At 42.7% G+C, this 22,015-nt stretch carries 20 protein-coding genes, 1 other RNA gene and 1 pseudogene; 8 read left to right on the plus strand and 14 right to left on the minus strand.

The genetic code is table 11. From position 1 onward, the window contains the following. Positions 1 to 106 precede the first annotated feature (106 nt). From G509_RS0115710 to G509_RS0115720, 3 genes are all read left to right on the plus strand, one after another. Positions 107 to 1,372, plus strand: coding sequence for a hypothetical protein (locus tag G509_RS0115710; RefSeq protein ID WP_026992416.1), 1,266 nt, complete (start codon positions 107 to 109; stop codon positions 1,370 to 1,372). 130 nt (positions 1,373 to 1,502) lie between these two features. Continuing rightward, positions 1,503 to 2,105, plus strand: coding sequence for an NAD(P)H-dependent oxidoreductase (locus G509_RS0115715; RefSeq protein WP_026992417.1), 603 nt, complete (start codon positions 1,503 to 1,505; stop codon positions 2,103 to 2,105). Position 2,106: 1 nt separating this feature from the next. After that, the gene (locus tag G509_RS0115720) at positions 2,107 to 3,987 is read left to right on the plus strand and encodes a monovalent cation:proton antiporter-2 (CPA2) family protein (RefSeq protein ID WP_026992418.1); all 1,881 of its coding nucleotides are present in this window, start codon (positions 2,107 to 2,109) and stop codon (positions 3,985 to 3,987) included. Here G509_RS0115720 and G509_RS0115725 read toward each other — a convergent pair whose 3' ends face one another. The 3 genes from G509_RS0115725 to G509_RS0115735 form a co-directional block, all read right to left on the minus strand. Then, positions 3,988 to 4,395: a hypothetical protein gene (locus tag G509_RS0115725; protein ID WP_131450692.1), complete on the minus strand. Its 408-nt coding sequence runs from the start codon at positions 4,393 to 4,395 to the stop codon at positions 3,988 to 3,990. Positions 4,396 to 4,506: 111 nt separating this feature from the next. Continuing rightward, positions 4,507 to 6,171 carry an MFS transporter gene (locus G509_RS0115730; protein ID WP_026992420.1) on the minus strand — a complete coding sequence of 555 codons (1,665 nt, stop codon included), beginning with the start codon at positions 6,169 to 6,171 and terminating at the stop codon, positions 4,507 to 4,509. Positions 6,172 to 6,481: 310 nt separating this feature from the next. After that, positions 6,482 to 7,699, minus strand: a complete 1,218-nt coding sequence (locus tag G509_RS0115735) for an NAD(P)-dependent oxidoreductase (protein WP_026992421.1) — start codon at positions 7,697 to 7,699, stop codon at positions 6,482 to 6,484. Positions 7,700 to 7,902: 203 nt separating this feature from the next. On the opposite strand from G509_RS0115735, the gene ssrA reads away from it, so the two are divergent. Further along, positions 7,903 to 8,299, plus strand: a transfer-messenger RNA (tmRNA) gene (gene ssrA / locus G509_RS23155). A gap of 745 nt (positions 8,300 to 9,044) precedes the next feature. Here the strand turns inward: ssrA and G509_RS23875 are convergent. From G509_RS23875 to G509_RS22265, 11 genes and pseudogenes are all read right to left on the minus strand, one after another. Beyond that, positions 9,045 to 9,824 (minus strand): annotated as a pseudogene (locus G509_RS23875) (recombinase family protein); the annotation flags it as partial. A gap of 30 nt (positions 9,825 to 9,854) precedes the next feature. Further along, the gene (locus G509_RS23425) at positions 9,855 to 10,025 is read right to left on the minus strand and encodes a hypothetical protein (protein ID WP_154657778.1); all 171 of its coding nucleotides are present in this window, start codon (positions 10,023 to 10,025) and stop codon (positions 9,855 to 9,857) included. A gap of 40 nt (positions 10,026 to 10,065) precedes the next feature. Further along, positions 10,066 to 10,359 (minus strand): hypothetical protein, encoded by a 294-nt coding sequence (locus tag G509_RS0115750; RefSeq protein ID WP_026992423.1) that lies wholly within the window; start codon positions 10,357 to 10,359, stop codon positions 10,066 to 10,068. 2 nt (positions 10,360 to 10,361) lie between these two features. After that, a complete protein-coding gene (locus G509_RS0115755; RefSeq protein WP_244877499.1) occupies positions 10,362 to 11,330 on the minus strand; it encodes a hypothetical protein in 969 nt (322 codons plus the stop codon). A 176-nt stretch (positions 11,331 to 11,506) separates the two neighbouring features. Further along, positions 11,507 to 12,337: a conjugative transposon protein TraN gene (traN, locus tag G509_RS0115760; RefSeq protein ID WP_026992425.1), complete on the minus strand. Its 831-nt coding sequence runs from the start codon at positions 12,335 to 12,337 to the stop codon at positions 11,507 to 11,509. 12 nt (positions 12,338 to 12,349) lie between these two features. Continuing rightward, on the minus strand, positions 12,350 to 13,570 hold the full coding sequence (traM, locus tag G509_RS22255) for a conjugative transposon protein TraM (RefSeq protein WP_051200265.1): 1,221 nt from the start codon (positions 13,568 to 13,570) through the stop codon (positions 12,350 to 12,352). Continuing rightward, the gene (locus G509_RS0115770; RefSeq protein WP_026992426.1) at positions 13,570 to 13,890 is read right to left on the minus strand and encodes a MoaF-related domain-containing protein; all 321 of its coding nucleotides are present in this window, start codon (positions 13,888 to 13,890) and stop codon (positions 13,570 to 13,572) included. The genes traM and G509_RS0115770 overlap by 1 nt, the downstream gene beginning before the upstream one ends. 15 nt (positions 13,891 to 13,905) lie before the next feature. After that, positions 13,906 to 14,274: a nuclear transport factor 2 family protein gene (locus G509_RS0115775; protein WP_026992427.1), complete on the minus strand. Its 369-nt coding sequence runs from the start codon at positions 14,272 to 14,274 to the stop codon at positions 13,906 to 13,908. Positions 14,275 to 14,337: 63 nt separating this feature from the next. Continuing rightward, complete coding sequence (locus G509_RS22260) at positions 14,338 to 15,567, minus strand: amino acid ABC transporter substrate-binding protein (protein ID WP_207382685.1); 1,230 nt, start codon at positions 15,565 to 15,567, stop codon at positions 14,338 to 14,340. Then, positions 15,542 to 16,438, minus strand: coding sequence for a pirin family protein (locus G509_RS0115785; RefSeq protein ID WP_026992428.1), 897 nt, complete (start codon positions 16,436 to 16,438; stop codon positions 15,542 to 15,544). Before G509_RS0115785 ends, G509_RS22260 begins: the two co-directional genes overlap by 26 nt. 14 nt (positions 16,439 to 16,452) lie before the next feature. After that, positions 16,453 to 18,456 carry an efflux RND transporter permease subunit gene (locus G509_RS22265; protein WP_051200270.1) on the minus strand — a complete coding sequence of 668 codons (2,004 nt, stop codon included), beginning with the start codon at positions 18,454 to 18,456 and terminating at the stop codon, positions 16,453 to 16,455. 63 nt (positions 18,457 to 18,519) lie between these two features. Here G509_RS22265 and G509_RS22270 point away from each other — a divergent pair, with 63 nt between their 5' ends. The 4 genes from G509_RS22270 to G509_RS0115815 all read left to right on the plus strand — a co-directional run bounded on the left by G509_RS22270 (position 18,520) and on the right by G509_RS0115815 (position 21,769). Further along, positions 18,520 to 18,804 (plus strand): Crp/Fnr family transcriptional regulator, encoded by a 285-nt coding sequence (locus tag G509_RS22270; RefSeq protein ID WP_207382686.1) that lies wholly within the window; start codon positions 18,520 to 18,522, stop codon positions 18,802 to 18,804. 279 nt (positions 18,805 to 19,083) lie between these two features. Then, a complete protein-coding gene (locus G509_RS0115805) occupies positions 19,084 to 19,995 on the plus strand; it encodes an SDR family oxidoreductase (protein ID WP_026992430.1) in 912 nt (303 codons plus the stop codon). A gap of 5 nt (positions 19,996 to 20,000) precedes the next feature. After that, positions 20,001 to 20,738 (plus strand): SDR family oxidoreductase, encoded by a 738-nt coding sequence (locus G509_RS0115810; RefSeq protein WP_026992431.1) that lies wholly within the window; start codon positions 20,001 to 20,003, stop codon positions 20,736 to 20,738. 116 nt (positions 20,739 to 20,854) lie between these two features. After that, positions 20,855 to 21,769 (plus strand): helix-turn-helix domain-containing protein, encoded by a 915-nt coding sequence (locus tag G509_RS0115815; RefSeq protein ID WP_026992432.1) that lies wholly within the window; start codon positions 20,855 to 20,857, stop codon positions 21,767 to 21,769. The last annotated feature ends 246 nt before the right edge of the window (positions 21,770 to 22,015 follow it).

Consider the following 22,015-nt stretch of genomic DNA (forward strand, 5'->3'; position numbering starts at 1 on the left):
GATTGCAATACAACAGAAATGTATAATTTTGTAAGTATCCCACGCTAAATCGCAACTTGTTATTTAGGAATAAATTCATAGATTTGGGCACAAATTAACCCTCCCTATGAAAAAATTATTATTCCTAACAGCAGTAGTGTCGCTACTGTTTTCCTGCAACAACGATGATGACAGTAGTACTCCATCGCTACCATGCCTTGTAAGCAGTACCGTAACACTGGAAACCCAGGCACAGGTAGATGCCTTTGCCGCCTCTAACTATTGCTCTGTAAATGGCGACCTTGTTATTGGGTCGTATTACGACCAAACAAATATTACAGATATATCCGGCCTTGAAAACATAACCGATGTAAGTGGCGCGTTAATTATAAGGGGCAATTCCAGCCTTACCAGCCTGGAAGGGCTGCATAACCTTAAATATGCCAAATCTATTGAGATTACATCCAATTCTATTACAGACCTTGAGGGACTACGTTTATTAGAAAGCGTAAACGACCCACATGGCTATTTAATAGTTAAGGATAATCCGGCGCTTAAAAACGTTAACGGTTTAGAAAAAATGACAAAAATAGCATGGTTACAATTAAACAATAATGCTAATTTAGAAAGTTTGTCTGGCCTTAAAAATTTGTCTCAGGCCGATAATGTAGATATAAGAAACTGCGTTAAATTAACATCGCTTGAAGGATTAAATAATGCTAATATAGGTGGCTCACTATACATAGAAAATAATGCTGCCCTTACATCTGTAGCCGCTCTTACAAACGTTACCACAATTGATGGTTTTGTATTAAATGGTAACAGCAGCCTTACATCTTTAGACGGCCTTAAAATTAGTACCGTTAAATACTTGGCTATTAATAATAATGCTAACCTCGCATCAATACAAGGATTAAACAATTTAACCGGCAGCGTTGATGAGCTTGTAGTATCAGAAAATGATAAACTAACGTCGCTTAACGGACTGCAGGGCGTTACTACAATTAAAAAATTATCTATAGAAAACAACGATGCACTTGCATCGTTACAAGGATTGCAAAATTTACAAACCGCTAACCGTATTGATATACTGCACAATAGTGCATTAACAACTATTGTACAACTGTCATCGCTAACCCAAATAAATACAGCACCAAATTTTGAATATCAGGCAGGCTTACATGTATCCGGAAATGATTCTTTAACGTCGCTTAACGGACTGCAAAATATTAATCCTTACCAGGGAGAGTTATATGTAACATATAATGCATCACTTCAGGATCTTTGTGCTATAAGTGCGCTTACAGCTATCGGATCTGGTGTGTATATTTATCTTGAATACAATTTAAATAATGTAACTGTTGCCGATATCAATGCCGGCAATTGTAATTAAAATATATTTAGGGCAATTGCCTTAAATAAATGTTAAAGCCTGTTTAAATTTATTTCGTAAGAATTTTAATAGCTTATTTTTGAAAGAAGCGAAAATTCTGCGGAAGCATAAATTTAAACAGGCTTTTTATATGACCAACAAGATACTTATAATCTTTGCTCACCCGCTGTTCGAGAAATCGAACGCTAATGATGCGTTGGTAAAAAACATTCCTGTATCGGACAATATTACGTTTCATGACCTTTACCAGGAATATCCTGAGTTTGATGTTGATGTTAAACGCGAGCAGGAACTCCTGACTCAGCACGATATTATTATCTGGCACCACCCTATGTACTGGTACAGCTGCCCCCCGCTTTTAAAGCAATGGATAGACCTTGTTTTAGAGCACGGCTGGGCCTATGGCCGCGAGGGTTTTGCCCTTAAAGGCAAACTCCTGCTGCAATCTATTACCACCGGGGGCAAAAAAGAAAACTACTGCCCTACCGGTAAAGACGGTTTTACTATCCTGCAATTAATGGAACCCTTTTGCCAAACGGCCAAGGTTTGCAACATGAAATACCTGCCCCCTTTTGTGGTGTACGGCACGCACTCTATGGATGCCGATGGTTTAACCAAATACGGCACAATGTACGGCCAGATGCTGCAACATCTTGAACAGAAGGATTTAGACCTTGCAGAACTTAGCAATTTTTCTTATTTTAACGATTACATACAAACTAAAATAACCTAACATGGCAGACGGTTTTTTCTTTCAGGCAATAATATACCTGCTGGCCGCTGTAATTTGTGTGCCAATAGCTAAAAAACTGGGACTTAGTTCTATACTGGGCTACCTGTTTGCGGGTATAATTATTGGGCCGTATGTGTTAGGTTTAATTGGCCAGGAAGGCCAGGACATTATGCACTTTGCCGAGTTTGGTGTGGTTATGATGTTGTTTCTTATTGGGCTGGAGCTCGACCCCTTTAAATTCTGGCGCATGCGCCGTGTAATTTTTGGTATGGGCATGCTGCAACTGGTGGGTACTGCCGGTATTTTATTTATAGCCTGTTCTATTGTTTTACGATGGGAATGGCAGGCCACCGTTGCCATATCATTAGCGCTAACCCTCTCGTCTACAGCTATTGTAATGCAGACACTTAAAGAAAAAGGGCTGACCAAAACCTCTATGGGGCGGTCGTCTTTTGCGGTGCTGCTGTTTCAGGATATTGCAGTAATCCCAATCCTTGCTATATTGCCCTTACTGGCCGACGGCCATATAAACAACAGTAACGTTAACCATTCGCTTATATCAGATTTACCCGGGTGGCTGCAAACCCCTATTGTATTTGGCACCATTGGCGCCGTATATGTGGGCGGCAGGTATGCCATAATACCGCTACTGCATGTAGTTGCAAAAACGCGTTTGCAGGAGCTGTTTACGGCATCGGCATTGCTACTGGTAATGGGTGTATCGTACATGATGCAGCTTGTAGGCCTTAGCCCCGCCCTTGGCGCATTTATAGCCGGACTGGTATTGGCCAACAGCGAGTTTAGGCACGAGCTGGAGGGCGATATTGCGCCGTTTAAAGGATTACTCTTAGGGCTGTTTTTTATTGGCGTAGGCGCCTCTATTAACTTTGCCATCATCATGGCAGATCCTGCCTTTATACTCATATTCTCAACCATCTTCAATACCATAAAATTCTTTGTACTGCTATTGGTGGGCAAGATCTATAAAAAGAGTTCTGACCAAAACCTGCTGTTTGCCTTCGCGCTAAGCCAGGCCGGAGAATTTGGTTTTGTAATACTTGGGTTTGCCGTACAGCTTAACCTGCTGCCCACGGTGCTGTCTAACCAAATGATGGCCGTTATTGCCATTAGTATGGTAGGTACGCCGTTTTTACTGTTGATAAATGAAAAATGGATCGATCCGTTTTTTGGTGTCAAAGAAAGACAGGCCCGTAATAAATATGATACTATAGAAGACGACAAAAACGATGTGGTAATTGCCGGTTTCGGGAATTTTGGGAGCACTATTGGTCGTTTATTGAAAGCCAACCACATACCGGCCACGGTATTGGATATGGACTCCGACAGGGTAGATTCGCTTAGAAAAATGGGCTTTAAGGTGTATTATGGCGATGCATTACGACTGGAACTGCTTAAGGCTGCCGGTTGCGAAAATGCTAAGATATTTATTGCCGCTATAGATAACCCCCGCGTTAATTTGCAGGTGGTTGAGATAGTTAAAAAGCACTTTCCGCACCTTAAAATATTTGCGCGTGCACGTAACCGTAATGATGCTTTTGAGCTGGTGGATATGGGTGTGAACGATTTTTATCGCGAAAACCTGTACAGTGCCGTTCACCTTGGGGTGGATGCTTTGGTAGAAATGGGCCAGAGAAGATATACCGCCACCCGACAGGGGCAGCGGTTTATAAAATATGATGAGGCGGCCACATTTAGGTTAGCCGAGAAAAAACATGATAAAAAAGCCTTGATGCTAAGCACTATGCACGAAATTGAAATACAGGAAGAGCTTATTAAAAACGACCTGTACTCTCAGCTTGGCGCCCAGGACCATGCCTGGGAAAGTGAGGATATTAGGAAGGAACAGCAGGACGAATTTTAACTATTTCAAATCTCTTACCACAATAAACGTATCGTGCAATTCTCCGGTAACGGTAATTTTATCGCCTATAGCAACCGAACGGTATTTTTTAGGGTCGGTCATATTCGGGATACTTATGGTAGCTGTGTAGGTTTTACCATCTTCAGCCTGTAACGTAGCCGAATAGCCATCTTTACCCTTATTAATTTCGGTAACTTTACCGGTAGCCGTAATAGTTTCGGCAGCAGCCTCTTCAGTCGGTGCAGTTGTAGCAGCAACGGTATCAGCTTCAATAGCAGTAGTATCGGCAGTTATCGCAGTAGTATCAATTGCCTGGTCGCCCTCGGCACTTGCCTCTTTTTTCTCGGCACAGCTTGTAAGGCTTAAAACAGCAGCAGTAATACCTGCCATCAATAATCTATTTTTCATGGTATAAATTTTTACTCAAAGATAAACGTTTTCTCACACGCTAAATGTTATAAAAAACAAAAACCGCCCTGCATTTGCAAGGCGGTTTGTATATGTAATAGAGCGTTGTATTTAGTGTGCGCCGCCCATTTCCACTTCGTGTGCAATGCCTTGTTCTTTAAGTATCCTTACTACTTTCCAGCCATAAAAAGCCAGATAAGCAAAACAAAGAACCGGAATAAAATACGATTCGTGTATGCCAATTATGTCGGCAATTTTACCTTGTAAAGGCGGAATAATACCACCACCTAATATCATCATTACTAAAAATGCAGAACCCTGAGAGGTATATTTTCCTATACCAGTAATGCCTAAAGCAAATATACACGGCCACATTATACTACAAAACAGGCCGCCACTCATAAAGGCATAAATAGCTACCATACCTGTAGTACATAAACCTACCGCCATAGCAACCATACCTAAAACACCAAATACCATTAGCGTTTTTGCAGGACGGTCCTGACCTAAAAAGAATCCAACAATTTGTATAAGCACTATACCCGCATAAGCATATAGAGCCGTAATATCCTGACCAGATATAGCATTTGCCCCTAAAATTACACCGTAAGCTATATACGGAACTACAATTAGTAATATCTTTTTAAGACCCGGTGATGGATTAAATACAGATATTGCACCTGCCCAACGACCAATCATCATACTGCCCCAATACATAGAAATAAATGGCGCAATGGCCGATCCTGCTTTGCTTCCAAAAGCTGCTGTGCCTAAAAGTTCGCCCAAATTACTTTGTATAGTAACCTCTACACCAACATAAGTAAATAATGCCAACATACCCAAAACAAGCTGAGGATAGCGCATGGCACCCCAACCTTCGGGCTTTTTCTTTGCAGCAGCATTGGCAAACAGTAATCCAAAAATAATTACCAACAAGGTGGCAATAGTTAGCCCTAACCCTAAGAAATCTTTTTCTCTGTTTTCTCCCATAAACCTGCTAACAAATTCAGGATCGCTATAACGAGAAAATATATAACCAAAAATAGCTACCAATATAAGTGTAATAACAATCAGGGTATTCATAGCCTTTTTTGCCGGCTCAAAAACCGAGTCCATTTTACCGTCCGGCAATTTTTTAGATAAGTAGAATAATGCCGCTGCTATTAAAAATAATGCACCAACAAAAACATACAGTATCTCCATCATGTCTAACGATTCTGGCCTTTTAGCAAATTCTTCTATATCTACGCCTGTGGCAACACCAAATAAAGCTATAGAAACCACAATTGGCCCTATAGTAGTACCAAAAGAGTTAACACCTCCGGCAAGATTTAGCCTGTTAGACGCTGTATGAGATTCTCCTAATGAAGCTACAAAGGGCTGTGCCGATGTTTGTTGCAACGAAAAGCCAAGTGCAACTATAAAAAGTGCACCTAATATTAAGTAGTAATCGCCAGATTTAACAGCAAATATCATGGCTACCGCACCTACTGTACTAAGCAACAAGCCGTTGATAATACCTTTTTTAAAGCCCCATGAATTTAATATGTCTTTTTTAAACAAGGTACTAAGAATAAATAAAAGTAAAGCACCAATATAGTAAGCACCATAAAAGGCGAAATCTATCAGTTGACTCTGAAACTGGTCTAGACCAAATTTGGCCTTACAAAAAGGGATAAAAACACCGTTAGATGCACCAATAAATCCCCAGAAAAAGAATACCGTTATAATGGTATACAATGCCGGATAATTGGTTTTAGTTTGTTCTGAACTCATAGTTTGGGTTTGAGATTAATGTGAAGTTTGGATTATTTTTGGAATTATTTTAAATATGATGCTAATATATTACAAAAGTTGCTTTGTTAAAAATTTGATAAATATACATATAAACAAAATATAGGATATTTATAAAATTTTAGAAGTTAGCATAGAACTTCTGGGGGATTTTGAATGTGTGCGCTAACATCAAAATCCAATTACAATATAAAAATATACCAATCGGTATATTTAGAAGGATAGCCTAAAAACTCCCAAATTTATATACCGATTGGTATATTCCTGTTTCTAGAGGTCAAAAAAAATGCCCCTATACGTGGGGCACATTTTCGTGTATGTAATCGTTAAGGTATTTAAAACGCTCAGTGAGTCGACCCTTCTCGGCAATCATCGATCGTTTTAATATCCCATCTTTATCATTGTTGTAAAAAGCTGGTATAACATGCTTTAAGAACATCTGCCCAAAGCCCTCGCTGGCATCACGCGGCAATTCGCACGGCAGGTTATCTACTGCCATTACCACTATTGCAGCCGGATGGTGCATATCGGTTTCCTCTCCCGTAGAGGGATTGTAGCCGTATAGCGGCTCTTTAATGCAGGACGAACGCACGGTGCAGGCAATGGGTCCGCCCACATCGCAAGACACATCGGCCACTACCTTTAACTTGCAGTTTTTATCTTTAAGCATCTCACGTGTAAGTATATCGGGGGCGTTATTACCATGAAAATGGCCGGCAATAAATATATCGGCCACATTGGTAAAACGTGCAAAATCAGACACATAATCCTGCGGGTTATCAAAAAAGTCGGTGTAAGAATGAGGCATTGCACCATCTTTTCTTTTATTATAGTCCAGCACGTCCAACTGCACGTAAACAGGGCTATCATAAATTTTGGTAAGGAAATTTTGTACCGATACCTCTTTGATTTTCATGGCATCAAGCATTTCTTTAGCCCCTGCCCCTACTTTACCTCTGCCGGTAAGCACAATTTTAAGCGGTGGCAATACCATTCGCTTTAAACGGGTAATAAGTGCGTCCTGGTCTTGTAGTGCTTCGGCCTTCGGAAGGCTGAATAACTCGTATTTTAACCCGAATGCCCTAAAGCAATTATAGGTACCCACTATGCCGGCATATCGGCCAAAGCCAATAAGGCGTTTATTGGTCGAATCTGTTATAGTTTCATGATCGAAAAGTGAAATATCAAGGTCAATTATGGCTTGTAGCATCTTTTGGTTGTGCTGCTGCTTTTTAATTGTATGCGAAAAAAACACGTATTTTTTATTAGGAACCAGGGCATCCACTGGTATCTCTTTTACGCCAATAAATACATCGGCGTCAGACACATCGTTGCTTACCTCGAACCCCACGGCACGGTACTCGTCGTCTGTAAACACCCTAACGTCAGATGATTCCACAACAATTTCTGCCTGTGGATACTGTTCTTTAAACGCTAAAAGCATAGTTGGCGAAAATACGACCCTTTTATCCGGCGGCGACTTTCGTTCTTTTATAATTGCAAATTTCATAGCTGTTTATTTACAAAATTGGTATTGAACTTTGTGACTTTCTTAAATACGAAAACGATGTATTAAAAAATTATCACTTAATATTAAATAATAGCATTCAAATATAACATAAATTCAATTTTAAAACCAATTAATATTTAAAAAAATAGTGTTAGATTTTTAAGCAGAATGGTATTATATTTGCAAAGTATTAAATACTATTTGGGGTCGACTGGTTTTGACAGCAGGCCGAACTGAACAGTAAGCACGTCGAGAACTGAGACAATTCTCGTTAATAAATGGTCTTACAACTTTAAACGGCGAAAATAACTACGCTCTTGCTGCATAATCTAAATTAAAGTAAGATTAGCCTCGTTCCTGTTAGACAGGAAAGCGAGATTCTCCTAAAAAGCCTTGGTTTGTGGCGTTTTGTATAGGGGAACCGTAAAAATAAACCTGGGGGTCTTTTTGCTTCGCGAAGACCCTGAGAAAACAGAAGCTAAGTAATGTGTGGCCGTTCCTGGCCTTGCGCATTATCGAAAACCCAATCAGGAACTAAACGTGTAGAAAGCTCTTTGCTTCCCTGTTTGGACCCGGGTTCGATTCCCGGCGATTCCACTTGACCGGAAAGGTACGCAGATTTGTGTCCTTTCCGGTTTTTTGTTGAATATAAGTCATTGTTAATCATATAGATAAGTCGTGCCGCTTCATTAAGCCTGGGTGTTCGATATTCTTTTCCGTCAAAAACGATTTTTTCAGGAAATATCGAACCTATTAGTTCTCTTTTCTTACTTAAGACCATATTCCCATAGTGGGTATCAAGTCTTGAAAGTGTCGTAATTGCTTTATCCATAAGCTTTTCGACCTGTGGCTGAGAGAATTTTTTATTGCCTATGGTGTTCAATTTACTTTCGGCCTTCTTAATACTGATTTCAGTCTCTTCCTTCAGCACTTTATAATCGTTTGCATCAATCACATCTGTCAGTAATAAGTTTCTCGCTTTGGACATTTTTTCACTCAGCCTGTCAATCTCATCTGCAATTCTTCTTCGTTCGTCATTTTCGGGCCTGCTGTAATCTGCAAACAGCTTACCGACAATCACCTTATAAAGTTCCTTTATGGCAGGATGGGGAATAAACTTTCTGAGTTCCCTTTCAAATAATTCGTTGGCTTCCTCAGCGCGATGCCTGAATTTGCAGCCCGGCTGGCAATGGTAATAGGAGTAATACCTTGATTTTCCTTTAGAGGAGCTCCCTGTAAGCATTCCACCACAGTTAGGGCACTGGAGAAAGCCACGAAGAGGAAAGTTCTCTTCAACTTCATTTTTTGCTTTCGATTTAACCTTTCGCTTTTTTCCATCCAATACATCCTGGACATCGTAAAAAAGCTCTTCTGAAATTATTGGCTCATGCGTTCCGTTTACAAAACGCTCCTCTTCATCTTTGTAGGCAGGAACAAACACCAACCCACAATATATCGGATTGCGAACCATTGTCCAAAAAACTGAACTACCGCATTTAAGCCCCATTCTATTGACTTCTTTCCGTATTTGATCTGCGGGTTTTACCCCTTTTGCCAGCTCATCGAAAACCCATTGTATATAGGTAGCCTGTGGTTCAAGGATACCAAAATATTTTTTACCGTCTTCAGTGATCCTGTTTTTATATCCTATTGGCGCAATACCTAAAGCACGGCCTTCCTTTTTTGCCCTGCGCATGCCATGAAAAACGTTTAGCGCCCTGCGGTCATTTTCCACCTCGGGAGTTGCCAGGTAAAGGGCCAGCATAATTTTATTTTCCGGGATATCAAAATCAAGCGGTTGCTCGATTGCCTGCGGCTCCACACCCACTTTCCTGAGATGGTTTATCATTTGGTACGCATCACCGGCATTGCGGCTGAAACGGTCCCACTTAGTAAAGAGTACCAGTTCTGACCTGTTTTTTGGCTGCTTTAGGATCGTTAGGTAACGGGTCCATTCAGGCCTGATAAAAGATTTTGCTGAATGGTCCTCTATAAGCACATTGTTTATAGTTATATCATTGTTTTCGCAGTAGCGTCGCAGCATCTCCTCCTGGTTACGTTGTGAATAGCCTTTATCAGCCTGCTCCTCGGTACTTACCCTTATGTATAAATCTGCTACTCTCATAATCAAAATTTTAATCCTTAAATTTACGAATTATGGTGGTAATTTTAAATAATAAGAAACAGCATTATTTGCCATTGTATATAAAAATTCTAACACTATCGTCAATTCCTCATTAGTGAGGTCAAGTCCACCCTTCTTTAATACTTTTCTTGCCTGTTCGTTTGAAACAAAACCTGCCTCTGCACGTATTCTCCTTTTCATAATTTTCGCATTTAGGGATAAAAAAAGCCCTAATCAGGGCTTAAATTTGGGTATCGGATATATATATTTTACTGGCCTGGTTCTTTTTGAACGAGGGTTCGTAACGCAGATATCCATACGCATCAAGGTCTTTAAGGCACTTTCGGTACGTCTTGGGTGCAGATATTTTTGCAAGTTCCATTATTTCGTAGCTAAAGGCCTGGATAGGATTTGTAAAGCCCCTATCCATCTTATAATGCAGCAGCGCAGCAAAGATCCCAATATGGGTACTACTGACGCGGTAATCATTTTTGATAGCTGCAAAAAAGTCAGATAAAGGCTTTTGTATATCCATAACTATAAGGATTGTGATTTACGGCGCTGCTTTTTATCCTGTTGCCCTGCCGGTCCATCTTCTTCATTTGAAGCTGCCTGCTTCTTGTTTTCCTTTTGGGACTGGCTGCTACCCTGGGACTGCTCCTGCTCCTTTGCCTGCCTGGTATCCAATCGCTTCTGTTCAGCATCATATAGGGTCAGTGTCTTGAACTGTGGAGTTGCTTCAATATACTGTTTGACCTCTTTACCGTCCTTAATAAAGGTCGCCGATTGACGGTTCCCTTTTTTGAGTGAGTTCATTAGATCCTGCTTATGGCTGTCGTTCTGAAGTTCCTTAATAGGATGTTTCGATAAGGCCGCCTCCAGGTCAAACCCATAATTCTCATGGTAATGCTTTACAGCAAAATTTCCACGGGCATCGGTATTTTTGAAGTCGAGCTGCGACCATGCGTTATATTCTTCTCCTTCTTTGTTAGTAAGGTCTTTATTAACCGACCTTCCTTCCATAAGGTTATAAGCTTCTTTGAGTGTGATATTATTTCCTTTGTTGATATAAAACGTCTGTTCCAGTGTTTCCTTTGCCCCCTCCTTCTGAAGTTCAGCTTTATAGGAATTGAAGAAATACATTTCACTCTGTTCGGACTTTTTAAAATTTAATTCTGCCGAAACCTTATCATTGCCATAGAAAGCATCATGCTTTAGGCTGAACTCCGGTTGGAGTTGTTCCATATTCTGCCTTAGGTCTGCCTCGAGGCCTTCTCCAAAGCCGGTGTATTTTACCTGGTCTTTCAGGTAATCAAAATTCTTCTCGTTCATAATTACATCGTTTTTATAGTTATTTGTACTCTGCAGTTCATTGCGGTAATTGCTTCGTAAAAGTGCCGCCAGGTCAATAGTATCATTACCTTTCTTTTGGGGATTAGCAGATTCCATCGCTTTGTATAGCGTTGCAATCGGTGTGTAATACATCTGGTCGATATCGGTAGACATTTCAAAACAGTATTCCGCCGCATCATAGGTGCTCTTGAAAGTGGACTGGTCGCTACAGTTCCTTACCGGTGTACCGTCATTCCAATACGTTATGTATGTGTTTCCGTTCCTCATCAGATCATCCAATTCATCCATAATCTTATGATAGTCTGAAGCAAAAATTATCATGGTGGAGTTTATGGAATAAGGATTGGCTTATCCACCTTCTGGTGTTTAACTGATAATTTCAAATGCCTGCCTCCGCCTTTTTCGACAAGCTGGATAACCAGATTTTTCATATCCGGAATAGTAAACTTGGGCAGCACGCAAACAAATGTGCAGGCGGATTGTGCAGGGATTTTTTCTACCTGCCTGTAGACATGTACCGGTTGGATCTCCAGCTCCTGCGATGCTGTCCGCTTCGACCTTTTTTGATCCCTGACAAAAAAGCGGAGTTGGTCGATATCATAGCTTATATTTGTTTCATTCTCAATGGTAATCCTGTAATAGATCAGGTCATCATGGATATGCAGCCCGGTAAAGGCCAAAGCAATTCCATATTCCTTCTCGCTGACACCCCTTAATTTTGTCCTTTCATGCAGGGCCAGGTCAGCAATGGATTCCATCTTTTTGATGTTGGATGCGGCCGCATCAAACTGGATAAGGCTGCCTGGTTTTCCATCGGGAAGCGTAAGCGTAAGGGATGCAGCATTTTCATCATAGCAAACTGGAAAACTGTAGAGGTTTCCATCGCTGGTAATGACTGTAAGGTTCGTTGCCGCAAAATCCTGTTGCGCTGCCTTCACCTGTAACACGTTTTCAATTCCGATAGCCTTCTGCGCCAATATGTCCTGGCTTCCCCTATCCACGCTTGCAATGGGAAAAGGAAATACGATGGTTGTCGTTTTCCAATAGGCGATGGCGATTTCCTGGGAAATTATATTCCCTTTCCTGTTTGCCTGCTGGGCTGCAACCGTTACTGCTAACAAAAGGAGTACTGTGCTTAATAATTGCCTGAAATGTTTCATAATTGAATGTATTTAAGATTTGTCTTTTTGTTTTTCATCACGCAGTAATAACTGGTACCCGGCTTTCACACTTACCTTAATAAGTTTAACTTTCTTGCTGAGCAGGCTTTTTGCAGCCTCCACCCCTGCTCCTGCAGCCTGCCCTTCCCATGAATCTTCAAGGCTGGTTATTCCAAGGCTCTGTATCGAACGGTCTGTTGAAGCTTTTGCTACATCCCTGTTAATGGCACCGGGAATAAAAATGCCTTCCAACCCGTCCAGGTCATAGACGCTTAGTTCGACAGGAAAAAGGGAATTGTTGTGGCGTACTCCTTCTATTTTAATGGTTAGGCGCTCGCCTTTAAGGGATGCCGTACCGTAGATAAAAGTGTCTTTAGGTATGTTGGTGCCATTAATGTAGACCTGCTGGCTAAGCCTCATTTTGACAGTTGATCCGTTTACTATGGTTTGTGTCTCGGCAATTGAGGCCTGTATCGCATTTTGCGTAACGGATTGCTGGGTATTGTCCCCAAGGGAGTAAAATCCATTATGCCCCTTCCCGGATGTAAAAGATCTGGCAGTACTTTTTTGAAGCAGTGAAATATTATCCTGCTTTTGCTCCAACCCGACAGCAAAAACCTGCCCCCGCTCTGCCTGGGAAGCTTTCTTTAGTTTCTCCTGCATACGCCCGGGGTGCTGAATATCCAGTATGCTCTCGAGCAGGCCGCTGATTTGTTGGAGTTCTTTATCCTCAGCATCTCCTCCTGCCATAGATTGCATCAGGAGCTCCAGTTGTTGAGAATTTTCGGATACCGGTATAGAAGGTGCTTGCGAATGCCTTGGTACCCTGGCTTTTTCCACTACAGCTGGCGGCTCACTTATGGCTTTTTGAAGGGCCTCAAGTTTCTTATAGACCTTTTCCTCGTTTGGGTCACGAAATGAGGTCATCATAAGGCGTGATCTTTGCATTGGCGGTTCCTGCCTGTTTAGTAAGCCGATGCTGTCCGTGCCCTGTCTGTAATTGGGGTCTTTTTTTTTGAGTTCCTCAAACTTTGCGGAATCCAACGCCGCCCTGTCATAATAATTCAGCTTATTAAGGGGATGCTCTTCCTTAAGATCAGCATTAGGTAAATTGATGTTGAATCCTTTTTTTTCGGGTGGCACATCTGCCAGTTCGGCCTTTCCCCCTCCCATAGCCCAAAACAGCATGGTTATGAATGGGATCGCCATTATTGGAAGTAACAATAGCATCATTACTCCTGAAAAGGCTGTATCGTGCCTTTCATGGTATAGAAGCTTCCGTCAGGCAGTGTCGCGTTACTGTAGACGATCCCGTTCTCATGGTCTTCCACATGTGTTACCGTGGCGCCTGTGGCTTCTTTCCATGCAATCATGTATACATTAGGGCGGATCTCGGCAATTGTTGTCGTTACCTTCTCAGCGTGGCCTGGTGCTGTTAAGCCCCCGCCTTCCAGTACCGTAAATTCAAGTGAATCATCCGATTCGAAAAAGAGCTTTACTTTTAAGAACTCAGTCTCCATTTTGTAGGTGTTGCCTATGAGGTTGTTTTTCATGTTTTCCGCTTTAGGTTAAAAAGAGGTCATAGGATTGCCGCTGGCCGTTTTATCGGCAGGGACTGCCTCCTGCACCACATCCCAGTGTTCTGCTATCTTTCCGTCTTCAAGCCTGAAGATATCCACAACGATTACCGGTGAAGGGCCCCAGCCGTGTACCAGGCTGTGGGTAATGACGGTATCGCCCTGCTCCACGATAATTCCGGGACGCCAGCTAAAATTTTTATCCAGGATGCCTAGGATATTCTTAAGCCCCTCATGCCCGTTTATCATTGAGGGATTATGCTGCTGGTAGTCTTCCTGCCAGTAGCGCTCGATAGCGGAATTGTCTCTCTGGTGAAAGAATTCATCCATAGCCTTCAGTACAATTTCTTTGTTTGTCATTTTGTTGCGTTTAAATGTTATATTTATTTTTTGAATGCTGTTGTTGGTATGCGATACAAGATATTACACTCCGGGACTATAGGGATAGGCCAGGCTGCCTGAGGCATATTCGGGCGGTGAGACCACTACCTGAACTTCACTGTCCCAGAACGTTTCAATCGCGTTGTCTTTAATATCCTGGAACTGGACCTGCACTACACGGGGCGCTGCCCACTCGCCATTCTCACCGAAACGGACCTCTCCGATTACGGTCCCGAAAGCAGTTTTGCGGCAGTAGTCCGCAAGCAGGTCATCCTCAAGGCTGCCGGTGGCGGTTATTGCCTGCTCCAGTACCTGCAGCTGGGCATACGCCATAGGTGCTACATAATAGCCAAGGGCATCTACATGCTCTGCGGCGGCGCGCGCCTGGTATTTGGAAAGCATATCGGCCACGCCATGGAAATCCATTTTGGGCACGGGCTGCCAGTATTCGTAATTGACAAAGCCGTTCAGAAGCGGGCCCAGCTCGGTCTTGACCGAAGCGCTCTGCGGGCCGATCATCGCCCCACCCACTATTTTAGGGCGGTAGCCGCCATTGTGTATTGCTTTTACCAAACCTATTGAATCTTTCAGGTAGGAACACAGGAACAGCACATCGGCATTGATCCTGCCCAGCTCCTCGATAATAGGGCTGAAATCCTCAGTCGAGAGCGGATAGGTCTGCTCATGGATGATTTCCATTCCGTATTTGGCAGCGTTTTCCCTTGCCCCAATCACCGGGTTACGGGAGAATTCAGCATCGGCCGAAAGCACCGCTACGGTTTTGGGTTTGGGGTCCTGGGCGGCAGCCAGCTCGAAAAAGCCTTCGGTAAGGGCTGTATTGGGTTTGGGTCCGGTAGGTATCATCGCGAAATAGTTCGGGTAATTCAGGTGCAGGTTGACCCCAAGGCCCATAAGACCGATAAGGAAACGCTTGCGCTCGATAACCACGGGAAGTGAAGCCCCTATGGTGTTGGTGCCGTAGCCTCCGATGACAAGGTCTACCGACTCGCTGTCCAAAAGCCCGGTATAGATCTCCGCTGCCTGGTTGGCATCGCCATGGTCATCGATACAGATCAGCTGTACCTTGCGCCCCAGAAGGCCGCCACGAGCGTTGATATCTTCTTCCCAGATGCGGTGGGCCAGCCTTGCCGATTTGGTGTTTTCAGCCACAGGCCCTGTAAGGGAGAGGCTGTATCCGATCCTGATGGGATCCTTTGAAGTGTTTTCTGTTTGTTCGTTTGTAGGGTTACTCATGATTGTTTGTAATTTCATTATTGTGTTGGCGGTACTGAATCTGTCCGTATTTTCCACCGTAGAAATCCTGGAAAGCAATGGCGATCTCCGCTTCGCTATTCATCACAAAAGGCCCCTGGGCTACGATGGGCTCCCTATAGGGCTCCCCGCCGAAGACTATTATGTCAGTGGCTTGTTGTTGCCCATTGGTGATGGTGATGGTTTCCCCTTCAGTATCAAAACCGATAAAGTCCCCTGCTTCAAATTCGCTGCCGTTAAGGGTAGCACCCTTTAGTGGCAGGAATGCCGCAGCCTCCAATATGCCGTCAAGTGTAAGGGAAAATTCTTTTCCGGCTTCCAGATGGATATGATACAGGAATTGTGTGCTGTAATCGGGTATAACGGATTGGAGTTCTTCGTACTCGCCTATAATAACCTTGATCCAGCCGCCTTGGCCTGCAATTGCTTTCTGCGGCACCTCATTGCCCTGGATGGCCAGGTACTCGGGTTTTTGCGCTTTTATAGCAGAGGGCAGGTTGATCCAGAACTGGAAGGCGTGGGTAAGCTTGCTGTCGGTCTTACTATCATAGCTCAGGGTCTCATCGTGGAGGATGCCGTTGCCCGCCTTCATCCACTGTACGCCTCCTGAATGCACCTTGGCGTAATTGCCCGCGCTGTCAAAATGCTCGTCTTCGCCGTTAAGGATATAGCTCAGCGTGGCGATACCCCGGTGCGGGTGCGGCCCGGTGCCTCCATCCTGTATTCCAGAATGCAGTTTTGGCGCAATGTGGTCAAGGAAGACAAATGGCCCGACGGCCTCAGCATACCTGTTGGCCAGCAGGCGATAGATGGTCAAATCGCCAATATCAGCTCTTTGGCCCTGTGTTGAAAAAATGGTCTTTCTTTTCATGGCTGCCTTTTTGGTTAGTCCAGAAATACGTAAAGGGATTTGATCCTGCCATCCTCAAATATCGCTATATCCATCCCTGTTGCCACCGGTGTCCTGCCCTCAGGGCCTACCGCCCAGATCAGCCTTCCGATATCGTTGTTGATGTAAACCGCTTTCAGTATGGAGAAGACAAAGTCTTCGGGCATGCTGTCAAGGGTAGCGCTGACGCTTTTATTGATGGCCTCCTGCGTTCCTACCAAGGTGTAGACGCTGCGCACTTCAGGATGCTTCAGTAGTATTTTCTCCGCTTCAAGGGCAAGCAGGTTGGTCTCCTTTATGGGCATTTCTGATGCCGTCTCTAATTGTATGGACAATTCCCCTTTTTCATTTTCACCTATGAAGGACGAACCTATAAAACCTGCAGGAACCAGGTAGATGCTGCCTGCCATAAGAAAAAGGACAGTAATAAATAAATAACGTTTATGCCCCAGCATGTACCGTAGGGAAACAGCATAAAAATCCTTTAGCTGGTTCAGTAACGATTCAAAGCCCGAAATGACCTTACCCCATAACGATTTTTTATTTATGTGCTCCAGTTTTGCAAAACGTGATGCGAGTATTGGTGTTACCGTAAAGGCTACAATGAGGCTCATAAGTGTCGAAACCACTACTACCACCGCAAATTCCCGCAGGATGTTGCCCACAAGGCCACCTGCAAAGGTCATGGGCAGGAACACCACTACATCCACTAAAGTGATTGCCACGGCAGTAAAGCCAATTTCATTCCGGCCTTCAAGCGCAGCGGTGCGTTTGTCCTTCCCCATTTCCAGGTGCCGGAATATGTTCTCCAGGACCACAATGCTATCATCAACAAGAATCCCCACCACAAGGGACAGCGCTAAGAGTGTCATCAGGTTCAGGGAGAAACCCAGTACCGCCATGACAATAAAAGTGGGGATCATGGCCGACGGGATGGCGATGAGGACAAAAAGCGAACTCCGCAGGCTATGCAAAAACAATAACATGACCATGCCCACAATTAAAACGGCCAGGAAAAGGTCGTGCATTACGGCATCGGCCGATGACAGTGTATATACTGACTGGTCGGAGGCAATTACATAATCCAAACCCTGGGCCTTGTACAGCGACTTTACTTCGGACAGGCTTTTCTTTATGCCTTCGGCAACCTCGACGGCGTTGGCATCGTTTGTTTTAAATACCTGGATGCCGATCCCGGGCTTGCCGTTTATCCTGTTCAGGGTTTCGGTCTCCTGCTGGGCAATTGTTATGGTAGCAATATCTGTAAGCATTATGCGGCTTCCTAGGCCGTTATCAGCAATCACAATCTGGTTAAATGTGTCCTTGTCTGCATAGTCACCGTTGATGGTTATGGACAAGCGTTGCTGCTGGTTTGTAATACTGCCGCCTGGTACTGAGGATGAATTCGCAGCAATGGCCTGGTATACTATCTTAGGGGACAGGTTGTAAAACTGCAACTTGGTGTTGTCCAGTTCAATCCTGACTTGTTGGGGCTGCCCCCCGGCTATCATGATCTGCCCCACACCCTGTACATTGCTAAGCCTGGGCCTGATATTTTTATCGATCAGTTCATAGAATGCCTGCCCGTCAAGGTTGGATGAAGTGAGCGAAAGGCTCATGATGGCAAAGTCATCGGTACTGCGCCTGTTCACTACAGGGTCGACGATACCCTCAGGCAGCGAGGATTTCATTTGGTTTATTTTCCGTTCAATATCCTGCTGTGCCTGTTTATCGGCTACATCAGGCTTTAAGTAAATAGCTATCGATGAAACATTCTGAAGCGAACTTGAACTGACAAAATCGATACCTTCCACCTCAGTGATGGCATCCTCGATAGGCCGGGTGACTTTCTCCTGAATTTCCGAAGGCGAAGCCCCTGTCAATACCGTCTTTACCGTAATGGTGCCTGTAGAAAAGCTCGGAAGTAAATTATAATTTAAACCTGCATAACTGATAGCCCCGAATAGAATCAGGGCGAGAAATACCATTGTGATGAGCACTGGTGGGCATGTGATATGGTGAGTTTTTATAAAGAAAAGCCTTCTACAAATGCCATTCAGGCAATGGAAGACAGTGAGATATACTACACTTCTTTGCAAGAACTGGAAAAGTTGTTCCGGGCTAATCCAAAGTTTGAACGTTTTTTCCGCATCCTTACTCAAAACGGTTTTGAACTTTACGAACGTCGTATAACTGCACACCTTCACAAGACGGCTGAAGAACGTTACCTTGACTTCCGTAAACGGTTCCCCGGGTTGGAAAAAAGAATAGCACAAAAAAATATTGCCCGTTATTTGGGTATTACTCCGGCATTTTTAAGCATGATGCGAAAGAAACATGGGTTGTAAAAGGCCTAAAATCCTGATTTAGTGATTATTTTTAGGCTGAATTAATTACTCAATGGCCATGCAACTTCACTCAGGTACCCTGAAGGTAATAAGTTGTATAACGATTATACGCCATAACCTGAAGTTTTTTAAAATGTTTATAATAGGCTGGCAGTATTTTGATATAACTTCCTCGTTTCCGAAAGAACATGCAATACTCGTTTTTGTTATGAAAACCCTCAAATTGGTTAAGCCTGTTGTTGGTGTTCGCCCCAACTTTGCAGTAACAAAAATCGAAATATGAAAATTGTAATTACAGGCTCTCTGGGAAACATAGGAAAACCACTCACACAGGATCTAGTACAAAAAGGACATTATGTGACCGTTATCAGCAGTAAAGAAGAACGAAGGGCAGCTATCGAATCTTTAGGTGCCACAGCAGCTATCGGATCATTTTTTAATGTCAGTTTTTTAGCTGAAACTTTTAAAGGTGCCGATATAGTTTACCTGATGGAAGCATGGGAAGGTATCGGGAGCATTTTTGATAAGGATACAGATTTTGTTGCTGCATTTAGGGAAATTGGAAACAATTATAAAAATGCGGTCGAACAATCAGAAGTTAAGCGTCTTATACATTTAAGCAGCATTGGTGCCCATACCGATAGGGGAACCGGAAGCCTTTACCTGCATAATACAGTAGAAACAATACTAAATGAATTGCCTGGCGATGTATCTATCAAATTTATAAGGCCGGTAGGCTTTTTTACTAATTTGTTCAGGCATATTCAAACCATCAAAACGAAAGGCGAAATAATACAGACCTATGGTGGCGACAGGAAAGAACCGTGGGTTTCTCCTTTAGATATTGCAGCTACTATTGCTGAAGAAATGGAAAAGTCATTTGAGGGCAGGACAATACATTACGTGGCCAGCGATGAAGTTTCCCCCAATGAAGTTGCTGCTGTAGTTGGCGAGGCAATCAATATGCCGGATTTAAAATGGACAGTTATTACTGATGAAGAAATGCATAAAGGAATGCTGGCAATGGGTATGAATGAATGGATTGCCAATGGCTTTATTGAAATGCAGGCAGCCCAGAGAAGTGGCAGCCTTTATGACGATTTCTACTTGAATAAACCTGTGTTAGGCAAAGTGAAACTAAAAGATTTTGCAAAGGAATTTGCAGATGTTTATAATAACGCTACAAAATAATTAAAATGAAAAAAGTATTAATTACAGGAGCCAATAAAGGTATTGGCTTTGAAACAGCACACTATTTATTACAACAGGGGTTCTATGTATTTATTGGTAGCCGTAATATAGAAAATGGAGAAGCTGCAGTAGAAAAGTTAAAAGCGGAAGGCCTACACAATGCAGAGGCTATACAATTGGATGTTACCAATGCTGCGTCTGTACTTGCCGCCCGCGCTACAATTGGAAAAAAAACAGAGAGACTCGATGTGCTCATTAACAATGCCGGCATTAACGGCGGTCTACCGCAATCTGCACTGGAGGCAACTATTGAGCAGTTTGAGAAAGTATTTGATACTAATTTGTATGGCGTAGTGAGGGTTACACAAGCATTTATCGACCTCCTTAGAAATTCTGAACAGCCTCGTATTGTTAATGTTTCATCCAGTGGCAGTTCACTTACACTGCACAGTGATCCCTCATGGAAATATTATACCCACAAGGCGGCACTTTACCCCTCATCAAAAGCGGCATTGAATATGTTTACCATTGACCTTGCCTATGAACTAAGGGATTCACAATTTAAAGTAAATGCTGTTTGCCCGGGATTTGTAGCAACCGATTTTAACAACCACCGCGGAACCGGCACGGTACAGGAGGGTGCCTCCCGTATTGCTAAATATGCGATGATTGGGAATGATGGTCCAACAGGTAAGTTTTTTGCAGAAGAATACAATCCGGAAACAGGAGAAACTCCCTGGTAGCACCCGTTAAAATAAACAATTAACGTAAATTTGATAAACGTGTTATCCAATAGCTTAGATTGTTGACTGTAATTAAAGTTAATAAACTCAATATCATAAAAACCCAACACCATTAAATGAAAAAGGACCACAATATACCTTACAAGTTTAACTCCCTGACTGACTTCCATAAAATGTTTGGACTTCCAAAGCCCGTACATCCGCTCGTGAGTTTTATTGATATAAAGGATATGAATTATGAAGCATCTGATTTACCTGAATCCTTTATTTTAAATTTTTATAAGATTGCCTTCAAGACAAACCTTTGCGGAAAAGCTAAGTATGGGCAACACTATTATGATTTTGGTGAGGGGGGTTTGGTTTTTACGGCTCCCGGGCAGGTATTTGAAAGCCCGGACGGCAGCAGTACTTCGGGCTATATATTGCTTGTACAGCCTGACTTTTTTCTATCTTACCCACTATTAAACACAATCAGGCAATATGGTTTCTTCTCCTACGCTGCTAATGAAGCACTTCATTTATCAGATAAGGAAAGGGAAATAATTATCGTCTTGTTCAAGGTAATCAATGACGAACTACACAGCAGGATAGACGACTTTAGCCAGGACGTAATCGTATCTCAGATTGATCTTCTATTAACCTACAGTAACCGCTTTTACAAGCGCCAGTTCATAACTCGTAAGGCAATTAACAATAGCCTGCTACAAAAAGTCGAAGAGGTACTGGATAACTATTTTGATAATGAGGCGTCGCTAAAACAAAGTATTCCTACAGTACAGTACCTGGCCGATCAGACAAATTTGTCAGCAAGTTACCTAAGTGATATGCTTCGCTCCTTAACAGGCCAGAATGCGCAACATCTTATACACCATAAACTTGTCGAAAAAGCGAAGGAAATTTTATCAACTTCAGATCTCTCAGTCTCGGAGATAGCATATCAATTAGGGTTTGAATATCCGCAATCTTTCAGCCGGCTGTTTAAAACTAAAATAACTATTTCGCCAACCGAGTTTCGGCAATCTTTAAATTAACATTTGAGTGCATTACAGAAATATACAAATCACCTAATCATATCTTTAAGGTCCCACTTGCATTGATTTAACATAGTTTATAAAGGGAATTTGCTGATTTTGTAGTGAATTATGTATTAAAGAGATCTGCTAGCTCAAAAGCAAGACTTTTTGGTTTCATATATCTTTTCACTACATTTTATATGTAGTAACTATTCTTGCAGCAAATTTATGTACCACCTGTTAACCTATTGCTTAGGCAAATAA

This window comes from Flavobacterium subsaxonicum WB 4.1-42 = DSM 21790 (assembly GCF_000422725.1).
Taxonomy (GTDB): Bacteria; Bacteroidota; Bacteroidia; order Flavobacteriales; family Flavobacteriaceae; genus Flavobacterium; species Flavobacterium subsaxonicum.